This window comes from Mycobacterium sp. NPDC003449 (genome assembly GCF_053588415.1).
The window spans coordinates 1-9,392 of sequence record NZ_JBSFPX010000242.1 but is presented as its reverse complement, the minus strand read 5'-3'; the positions used below and the strand labels follow the sequence as shown (position 1 = coordinate 9,392).

The following is a 9,392-nucleotide window of genomic DNA, read 5'->3' as shown; positions in this document are numbered from 1 at the left end:
GCCCGCTACCGCAAACCCGCCGCGGAGGCCATGGCCGCCCCACGGAGCGTCGCCGCCGTCGTCGCGGCAGGGGTGCTGCTCGGGGCCGCGCTGATCCTGTGGGCGGCGTTGACCCCACCCGCACACTGGGGTTCGATCCCGAGCAACTGGGATTCGGTGTGGCACGCCAACACGGTCCGGTTCATCCTCGACACCGGCCAGGCCTCACCGACCCACATGGGCGAACTGCGCAACGTCGAGACCCACGAAGCGCTGTACTACCCGTCGGCGTTCCATGCCCTGGCCGCCGTGCTGAGTCAACTCACCGGGGCGGCACCGACCACCGCGTACACGCTCAGCGCGGTCGCCGCGGGGGTGTGGCTGTTCCCGGTCAGCGCCGCGGTGCTCACCTGGAAGATCGTCGGCCCGCACACCCGGCCGATGCGCACCGCCGCCGCGGCCGCCACCGCGGCGGCCCTCTCGGCTTCGTTCACCGCGGTGCCCTACGTCGAGTTCGACGTGGCCGCGATGCCCAACCTGGTGGCCTACGGCATCGCGGTGCCCGCGTTCGCGTTGATCGTCTCCACGCCGAGGCACCGCGACCGGGTGCCGCTGGCGGTCCTGGCGCTGATCGGGGTCTTCTCGGTGCACATCACCGGCGGCGTGGTGACGGCGGTCCTGGTGGGCGGGTGGTGGCTGTTCGACGCACTGTGGCGGCCGGTGCGGGGCCGACTGCCCGACTTCCTGGCCCTGGCCGCGGTGGCGGTGCCGACCCTGCTGATCCTGCTTCCCCAGTTCCTCGGGGTGCTGCAGCAGGCCGACATCATCGTCGGGCACGCCTTCGTCAACCACCTGGGCAAGAAATTCTCCCTGTTCGCCGCGGTGTTCCAGCACACCCGGCACCTCAACGACTTCCCGATCCAGTACGCCCTGATCGGGCTGGCCGGGGCCGGCGGGCTCATCCTGCTGGTGAAACGAATCTGGTGGCCACTGGCGGTGTGGTTGCTGTTCATCGCGTCGATCGTGCATTCCGGCGCGCCGTTCGGCGGTCCGCTCGGCGTCCTCACCGGCACGTTCAGCGATCTGTTCTACAGCGACCCGCGCCGGTTGTCGGCCGTCGTCACGCTGCTCTACGCCCCGATGGCCGCGGTCGGACTGCTCGCGCTGGTCGGGCTCGGGGCGGCGCTGGCGCACCGGGCCGGGGCCCGCCCGGTGTGGGTGAGGGCCACCGCCGCCGTCGCGCTCGCGGCCACCACGATCGGCCTGGCCTGGCACTACTTCCCGCGGCACAAGTTTCTGTTCGGCGAGAAGTACGACTCGGTGATGGTCGACCGCAGAGACCTCGAAGCGTTCGCCTACCTGGCCCAGCTGCCCGACGCCCACACCACCACGATCGGCAACGCCAACACCGACGGCACCGCGTGGATGTCCGCGGTCGCCGGCCTGCACCCGCTGTGGACCCACTACGACTACCCGGTGCAACAGGGCCCGGGCTATCACCGGTTCATCTTCTGGGCGTACGCCGACGACGCCGACACCGATCCGCGGGTCGCCGAGGCGGTCAAGGCGCTCAATATTCGCTACGCGATCACCAGCACCCCGGTGGTGCGCGGATTCGCCATGCCCGACGGGCTACTGTCGCTAGACAGGTCACGATCGTGGGAGAAGATCTACGACAACGGTGAGGACCGCATCTACCGCTGGCGCGGTGATCGACAAACGACTGGAAGGCCATGACCATCAATCCCGACGACGACAACATCGAGATCCTGACCAGCGCGGGCTGTGACCCCGACGCCGAACCCGAGGCCGATGGCAAGGCGCTGACCGACCTCGTCGAGCAGCCGGCGAAGGTGATGCGCATCGGCACGATGATCAAGCAGTTGCTGGAGGAGGTGCGGGCGGCTCCGCTCGACGACGCCAGCCGCAACCGGCTGCGCGACATCCACCGCACCAGCATCAGCGAGCTGGAGGACGGCCTCGCGCCCGAACTCCGCGACGAACTGGAGCGGCTGACCCTGCCGTTCACCGAGGACAGCGTGCCCTCGGACGCCGAACTGCGGATCGCCCAGGCCCAGCTGGTCGGCTGGCTGGAGGGGCTGTTTCACGGCATCCAGACCGCGCTGTTCGCGCAGCAGATGGCGGCCCGCGCCCAGCTCGAGCAGATGCGTCAGGGCGCGCTGCCGCCGGGGTTGCAGGGCCCGGGCGGACAACGCGGGCCGTCGCATCCCGGCACCGGTCAGTACCTGTAGGACAGCAGTGCCCAAACCGTTTATCGAGACGCACGACGCGTGGGTGGAGTTCCCCATCTTCGACGCCAAGTCGCGCTCGCTGAAGAAGGCGTTCCTCGGCAAGGCCGGTGGCGCCATCGGCCGCAACGAGTCCAACGTCGTCGTCATCGAGGCGCTGCGCGACATCACCATGTCACTGGAGATGGGTGACCGGGTCGGGTTGGTCGGCCACAACGGCGCGGGGAAGTCGACGCTGCTGCGGCTGCTCTCGGGCATCTACGAACCCACCAGGGGCTCGGCGACCGTGCGCGGCAGGGTCGCGCCGGTGTTCGACCTCGGGGTGGGCATGGACCCGGAGATCTCCGGTTTCGAGAACATCATCATCCGTGGCCTGTTCCTGGGGCAGACCCGCAAGCAGATGCTGGCCAAGGTCGACGAGATCGCCGAGTTCTCCGAGCTCGGCGACTACCTGTCGATGCCGCTGCGCACCTATTCCACGGGTATGCGGGTGCGGTTGGCGATGGGTGTGGTGACCAGTATCGATCCGGAGATCCTGCTGCTTGACGAGGGCCTCGGCGCGGTGGACGCGGACTTCCTCAAGAAGGCCCAGACCCGGCTGCAGGCGCTGGTCGAACGGTCCGGGATCCTGGTGTTCGCGAGCCATTCCAACGAATTCCTGGCCCGGCTGTGCAAGAGCGCGATGTGGATCGACCACGGCAGCATCAAGATGACCGGCGATATCGAGGATGTGGTCCGCGCCTACGAGGGTGACGACGCGGCCCGCACGGTGCGCGAGGTGTTGGAGGAAACGCCGCGTGACAGGCGCTGACGAGCGCGTGTTCGCAGTGGTGGTCACCCACCGGCGCCGCGAACTGCTGGCGACATCGCTCGATGCCGTCGTCACCCAGAACCGCAGGCCCGATCACCTGATCGTCGTCGACAACGACGACGACCCCGCGGTGGCCGAGCTGGTGAGCGGCCAGCCGGTGCCGACGACCTACCTCGGCTCGCGCCGGAACCTTGGCGGCGCAGGCGGTTTCGCGTTGGGGATGCTGCATGCGCTGGCGCTGGGTGCCGACTGGATCTGGCTGGCCGACGATGACGGCCGCCCGGCCGACGCCACGGTGCTCGGCACGCTGCGGGACTGTGCCGAGCAATACAGCCTGGCCGAGGTGTCGCCGATGGTGTGCAACCTCGACGATCCGCAACGGCTGGCGTTCCCGCTGCGCCGCGGCCTGGTGTGGCGCCGGCTGGTCAGCGAACTGCGCACCGAAGCCGGTGGCGACCTGCTACCCGGCATCGCCTCACTGTTCAACGGCGCGCTGTTCCGGGCCGCCGCGGTGGAAACCGTCGGGGTTCCCGATCTGCGGCTGTTCGTCCGGGGCGACGAGGTGGAGCTACACCGTCGCCTGGTGCGCTCCGGACTGCCGTTCGGAACCTGTTTGACCGCAAGCTATCTGCACCCGTGTGGTACCGAAGAGTTCAAACCGATCCTCGGCGGGCGGATGCACACCCAGTACCCCGACGACGAGACGAAGCGGTTCTTCACCTATCGGAACCGCGGCTATCTGTTGTCCCAGCCGGGAATGCGCAAGCTGCTCCCCCAGGAATGGGTCCGGTTCGGCTGGTACTTTCTGGTGTCACGACGCGATCCCGCCGGACTGCGCGAATGGATTCGATTGCGACAGTTGGGTAGACGCGAGAGGTTCGGAAGGAAGGAAACATGACGTTCACCGATGCGGTCGCGAACTCGAAGACCTTCGCCCGGGCCTGGCGCGATCTGGTGGCCGGTTTCGCCCGACGCGAACTCTGGCTGCACCTGGGCTGGCAGGACATCAAACAGGGCTACCGGCGCAGCCTGCTCGGCCCGTTCTGGATCACCATCGCCACCGGCACCACCGCGGTCGCGATGGGCCTGCTGTACTCGAACCTGTTCAAGCTGCCGCTGGCCGAGTATCTGCCGTATATCACGCTGGGCCTGATCATCTGGAACATGCTCAACGCCAGCGTCCTTGAGGGCGCGCAGGTTTTCATCGCCAACGAGGGGTTGATCAAACAGCTGCCGACACCGTTGTCGGTGCACGTCTACCGGCTGGTGTGGCGGCAGCTGATCCTGTTCGGCCACAACATCATCATCTTCGTGGTCATCGCGATCATCTATCCCAAGCACTGGACCTGGCCGGACCTTGCGGTCATCCCGGCGCTCGGGCTGATCGTGCTGAACTGCGTGTGGGTGTCGATCTGTTTCGGCATCCTGGCCACCCGCTACCGCGATATCGGCCCGCTGCTCGGTTCGGTGATGCAGCTGCTGTTCTTTATGACGCCGATCATCTGGACCGAGGCGACCCTGCAGGAGCGCGGCGGCGGGTCGTGGGGCCAGATCGTCCAGATCAACCCGCTGCTGCACTATCTGGACATCGTGCGGGCACCGCTGCTCGGTGCCGATCAGGAAGTCAAGCACTGGGTCATCGTGCTGATATTCACCGTCATCGGCTGGACCCTGGCCGCCGTGGCGATGCGCCAGTACCGGGCGCGGGTGCCCTACTGGGTCTGAGACGGGCCGAACGTGAAGCGCCTGCCCGAGATCTCCTTCGGGCTGATCCGCACATAGCGCCGCTTCTCGGTCGTCGTCCACGACAGCAGCTGAGCCCGCTCGGCTTCGGCGATGTCCTCGGGGGTTTCGAGCAGTTCGGCGGTGCCGCGCACGATCACGCTCCACCCGCCCGAGACGGTGTGGTCATCGGCCTCGAACAGCACCCGGTCGCTCATCACGGCGGTGATGAGCTTGGTGCCCTCGGCGGTGCGGAACAGCACGGTGCGGTGCGCGACAACGAAGTTGACCGGGAAGATCTCCAGCCTGGTGCCGATCGTGGTCACGAAGCGGCCGAGCGCGACGCCCGAGAGCAGGCGCCAACTCTCGTCCTCCCCGAGGAGCGTGACCGGACGGTCTGGCGTCATGAGCCAACCCTAGCGTCCTCGCCCGGCTCAGAAGGGTGGGTCGTCGGGGTCCGGCGGTGGTTGGGGCGGCGGCCGCCAGTCGGGCGGCAGCGTCTCGGGTTCGACCGGATCGTTGATCCAGGCGCAGAACGGGCTGGTACTTGGCGCGTCACCTTTGAAGAAGCGCAGCGTGTAGCGCATCCGGTTGCGGTTCTTGCGCATGGCGATCTCATGGCGACGATGGCGATCGACCCGGCGCCGTTCGGCATTGACCGGGCGCAACCGCCGGTTTCGCTCGCGCATCGCCGCGATCCGCTCGGATCGGCTCGGCAATCCGCGGCGCCGGCCGGGTCCGGCCGCACGGCAGGCCGGTCGGCCCAACTCGGGGAACAGGTCGGCACCGCGCGGTGTAGTGCGGTAGGTCCGCCCGGCCGGCGAGGTCCAGATCACGGTGCCGTCGGCCAGCTGCTCATCGCGCCACCCGTCGAAAGTTTTGATCCGATGATGGTGGCGGCAAAGGCATTTCAGGTTCGACGGCACCGTGAGCCCGCCCGCCGCCGGATCACGATGGTCGAATGGCACGGTGTGGTCGATATCGCAGCGCTCGGCCGGCTGATCGCAGCCGGGGAATCGACAGGTGAGATCGCGATAGCGAATCCACCGGCCCAGCGCGGCCGACGGCTGATAGCGCACGGCTTCGGTGTCGCCGACCTCCGGCTCCTGCAGCAGCCGCATCGTCGCCCGTTCGGCGAGCGCGCGGATCTGATCGGCGTCGATCACGCCGTAACCGGCCACGTAGCCGGGCCGATTCCCCTGTCCCAGCACGGTGTCCCGGTCGGCGATCACGTTGATCACGAACCGGCCCCTGCCGGACCGGCCGGGCTGCTCGGTGGCGGCCGGGCAGTCGGATTGGCCACAGCGGCACACGAGGGTCCCGCCGTCGGCGATCACGGTGACGGCGTCGGCGCGGCGCTGCGCCATCGTCCGCGGGTCGCCCGGGCATACGCTCGCGGCGATTTCGGAAGCCTGTTTGTCGAGGGACAGCCCGGCCTCCGCGGACACGATGCCGTTGATCTTCGCGGTGCCGTCGCCGAGATTGATCACGTCCAGCCACCTGCGGTCCTCGGCGCGTTCCCGTTCCCGGACCGCATCGGGATCCAATTCACGCACCGCGGCGTCGACCTCGTCGATGATGCGCTTGCGCGACCAGCACTGCCAGCCCGCCATGCGTGCGGCCAGATCGGCGTCCAGCTTCTCCATGACGGTGTCGGTGACGAATTCGGTGCGGGCGATCACGAGTTGCACGGCGCGCCAGTCGATCCGGCCGGCGGCGAGCAGCTCCCCGACTCTGGGCAACCGTTCGGCGAGCGCATCGGCCTGGGACACCAGCACCCCGGCCGCCCGCGGGGTCAGGTTCAGTGCGGCCGCCACTTCGGCACCGGCCCGGGCAAAGCCCGTCACGAGCATGTAGCCCGCGTCGGGATCGGTATCCCACACCTGTGCCTCGACCTCGACGACGCGTTGGCGCAGCAGTTCCGCCACGGCCGACATGCGCGTGGCGATCAGCATCGACTCCTGGCGCAGCGAGCCCTCGATCACCTCGATGAGCTGCGCCGACCGCACCGGATCGAACACTGTATCGAACACATGTGCGAGTATGCCACGGCCTACCGACACTTCACCGTGCGTCGATCGCGGCCACGATCTCGTCGGCGGCCCGGGCCGTGCCCGGCGCGGTGTCCACCCGAAGGACCGGACCCGTCCAGGGTTCGTATCGGCGGTTGCAGACCTGCTCCCAGGTGGGCACCGTCAGCCCGTCCAGATCCGGTACCCGCGCCTCGACCCGGTCCCGGTGCACGGCCGCATCGCTGCAGATGATCTCGACGTCCAGGCACCCCGCGCCGGCCTTGGCCGCCACCTCGGCCCAGGCCCGGCGGGTGATGTGGAGTGGATTGACGCTGTCGGCGAGGACATGGTGCCCGGCCCGCAGCAGGTCGGCGGCAAGCCCGTAGGCGACCCGATAGCCGGCGTCGGGGACCGTGTCCCAACCGCCGGCGGCCGCGATGACGCCGCCGCTGACCAGCGCGGCCTCGATGGTGTCGATCCGGAGGTGCACCGCACCGACGCGCGCGCTCACCGCACGCGCGACGGTCGTCTTACCGACCCCGGGGAGCCCGGACAGCACAACCAGCACCCGTTCAGTGTGGCGCGGTCAGCGGCGCGGCAAGGGCATCCGCACGGTGGCGTTGATCCGGTTCCACGCGTTGATCGTCACCGCCATCGAGATGACCTGTCCCAGTTCACGTTCGGTGAACGCCGCGGCTGCCCGCTCGTACACCGCATCGGAAACCCCGCCGTGTCCCAACTCGGTGATGGCCTCGGTCAGCGCCAGCGCGGCCTGTTCCTGCTCGGTGAACAGGTCGCCGGCCTCCTCCCAGGCCGCGACCAGGGCCAGCCGCTGCTCGGTCTCGCCCTGTTTGCGGGCGTCGCGGGTGTGCATGTCGAGGCAGAAGGCGCAGTGGTTGATCTGCGAGGCCCGGATCTTGATGAGCTCGCCGATCGCCGGGTCGACGTCCTTGGCCGACGCGGCCGACAGCGTCATCATCGCGTCGTAGAGCTCGGGTGAGGCCTTGTATATCTTCAGCCGGGCCTTGGTGGGTTCGAGTGTCTGTGTCATACCGCTAACGCTAGCGACAAGAATGCCGCCCAGATGGTTCAATGTAGACATGGTTTCGCGGGCCAATTCGGGCAGCCGGGATCTGCACCTGGAGCTGCGCACGGTCATCGCGCCGGGCAGCCGCACCGCCCGTGACCAGCTCACCGAGGCCCTGCGGGAGGGTATCCGGTCCGGCCGGTTGGCCACCGGCACCGTGCTGCCGCCGTCGCGCGGCCTGGCCGCCGACCTGGGCCTGGCCCGCAACACGGTCGCCGAGGCCTACGCCGACCTGGTGGCCGAGGGCTGGCTGGCCTCGCGGCAGGGCGCCGGTACCTGGGTCGCCGGTACGGCCGTCGCCCGCCCGGACCCCCCACCGCGGCGGATACCCGCGGTGCCGCAACACAATCTGATGCCCGGCTCCCCCGATGTATCCGAGTTCCCCCGCGCCGCCTGGCTGGCCTCGGCCCGGCGGGCGCTGTCCAACGCACCCTCGTCGGCGCTGCGGATGGGTGACCCGCGCGGCCCGCTGCCGCTGCGGGAGGCGGTCACCGAATACCTGGGCCGGGTACGCGGGGTGCGCACCAGCCCGGAGTCGGTCGTCATCTGCGCCGGGGTCCGCGACGGGGTCGACCTGCTGGCCCGGGTTTTCGGCGGCGACCGCCCGGTCGCGGTGGAACCCTACGGGCTGTACATCTTTCGGGACGTGTTCGCCGCGCTGGGCGTGCCGACAGTTCCGATCGGGCTGGACGCTGACGGCGCGGTGATCGGCGACCTCGACGCCCTCGACACACCCGCCGTCCTGCTCACCCCGGCACACCAGAGCCCGCATGGCATGGCGCTGCACCCGGCTCGGCGGGCCGCCGTCACCGAATGGGCCAGGCGCACCGGCGGATACGTGCTCGACGACGACTACGACGGCGAATTCCGTTACGACCGCCAGCCCGTCGGCGCGCTGCAGTCACTGGATCCCGAGCGGGTGGTCTACCTCGGTTCGGTCAGCAAGGGCCTGGCCCAGACCCTGCGGGTGGGCTGGATGGTGTTGCCCGAGGCGCTGATCGACCCGGTGCTCGCCGCCGCGGGCGGCCAGCAGTACCACGTCGACGTCGTCACGGCCCTGACCCTCGCCGACTTCATCGGCTCCGGCGGCTACGACCGGCACATCCGGCGCATGCGCAACCGGTACCGGCACCGGCGCGATGCGCTGGTGGCGGCGCTGGCCGGATTCGATGTGGGGATCGGCGGTCTGGCCGCCGGGGTCAACATGCTGCTCACCCTGCCCGACGGGGCCGAGCCCGAGATGCTTCGCCGCGCAGGCGAAGCCGGGATCGCGCTGACCGGGCTCTCGCTGATGCGCCACCCCCTGGCCGGACCGCGGATACCCGATCCGGACGGCGTGCTGATCGGCTTCGGCGCACCCGCCGAACACGCCTTCGCCGCGGCCGTCGACGCGTTGTGCACCGTTTTGGGCGAGGTGCTGCGCTGACCGGGGGCTAACCCGGATTTTCCGTGAAATGTTGCTTTGGTGGGGTGTAGATACGCGAAAGTGCCTGTCCTGCAAGGAATAATTGGACTTCTCTACGGTTCAATCG

The 9,392-nt window shown here is 69.0% G+C and carries 10 protein-coding genes; 6 read left to right on the top strand and 4 right to left on the bottom strand.

The window, feature by feature from the left end:
- The 5 genes from ACWDTP_RS34885 to wzm form a co-directional block, all read left to right on the top strand.
- The coding region (locus ACWDTP_RS34885; protein WP_450027792.1) for a DUF6541 family protein at nucleotides 1-1,716 on the top strand (1,716 nt) is incomplete at its 5' end.
- Entirely contained in the window at nucleotides 1,713-2,231 is a 519-nt protein-coding gene (locus tag ACWDTP_RS34880) for a bacterial proteasome activator family protein (protein WP_450027791.1), read from the top strand. The genes ACWDTP_RS34885 and ACWDTP_RS34880, both read left to right, overlap by 4 nt.
- A 7-nt stretch (nucleotides 2,232-2,238) precedes the next feature.
- Entirely contained in the window at nucleotides 2,239-3,039 is an 801-nt protein-coding gene (gene wzt, locus ACWDTP_RS34875) for a galactan export ABC transporter ATP-binding subunit Wzt/RfbE (protein WP_450027790.1), read from the top strand.
- The gene (glfT1, locus tag ACWDTP_RS34870) at nucleotides 3,026-3,937 is read left to right on the top strand and encodes a galactofuranosyltransferase GlfT1 (RefSeq protein WP_450027789.1); all 912 of its coding nucleotides are present in this window, start codon (nucleotides 3,026-3,028) and stop codon (nucleotides 3,935-3,937) included. The genes wzt and glfT1 overlap by 14 nt, the downstream gene beginning before the upstream one ends.
- Nucleotides 3,934-4,764 (top strand): galactan export ABC transporter permease subunit Wzm/RfbD, encoded by an 831-nt coding sequence (gene wzm / locus ACWDTP_RS34865; RefSeq protein WP_450027788.1) that lies wholly within the window; start codon nucleotides 3,934-3,936, stop codon nucleotides 4,762-4,764. The genes glfT1 and wzm overlap by 4 nt, the downstream gene beginning before the upstream one ends.
- Here the strand turns inward: wzm and ACWDTP_RS34860 are convergent.
- From ACWDTP_RS34860 to ACWDTP_RS34845, 4 genes are read right to left on the bottom strand one after another with little or no spacing between them, the layout of a single operon-like run.
- Entirely contained in the window at nucleotides 4,752-5,168 is a 417-nt protein-coding gene (locus ACWDTP_RS34860) for a pyridoxamine 5'-phosphate oxidase family protein (protein WP_450027787.1), read from the bottom strand. The genes wzm and ACWDTP_RS34860 overlap by 13 nt on opposite strands.
- A gap of 27 nt (nucleotides 5,169-5,195) precedes the next feature.
- Nucleotides 5,196-6,794, bottom strand: coding sequence for a DUF222 domain-containing protein (locus tag ACWDTP_RS34855; RefSeq protein ID WP_450027786.1), 1,599 nt, complete (start codon nucleotides 6,792-6,794; stop codon nucleotides 5,196-5,198).
- 31 nt (nucleotides 6,795-6,825) lie between these two features.
- On the bottom strand, nucleotides 6,826-7,341 hold the full coding sequence (locus ACWDTP_RS34850; RefSeq protein ID WP_450027785.1) for an AAA family ATPase: 516 nt from the start codon (nucleotides 7,339-7,341) through the stop codon (nucleotides 6,826-6,828).
- A gap of 18 nt (nucleotides 7,342-7,359) precedes the next feature.
- Nucleotides 7,360-7,824: a carboxymuconolactone decarboxylase family protein gene (locus ACWDTP_RS34845; RefSeq protein ID WP_450027784.1), complete on the bottom strand. Its 465-nt coding sequence runs from the start codon at nucleotides 7,822-7,824 to the stop codon at nucleotides 7,360-7,362.
- Between the two features lie 49 nt (nucleotides 7,825-7,873).
- On the opposite strand from ACWDTP_RS34845, the gene pdxR reads away from it, so the two are divergent.
- A complete protein-coding gene (gene pdxR / locus ACWDTP_RS34840; RefSeq protein WP_450027783.1) occupies nucleotides 7,874-9,286 on the top strand; it encodes a MocR-like pyridoxine biosynthesis transcription factor PdxR in 1,413 nt (470 codons plus the stop codon).
- Nucleotides 9,287-9,392: the final 106 nt, after the last annotated feature.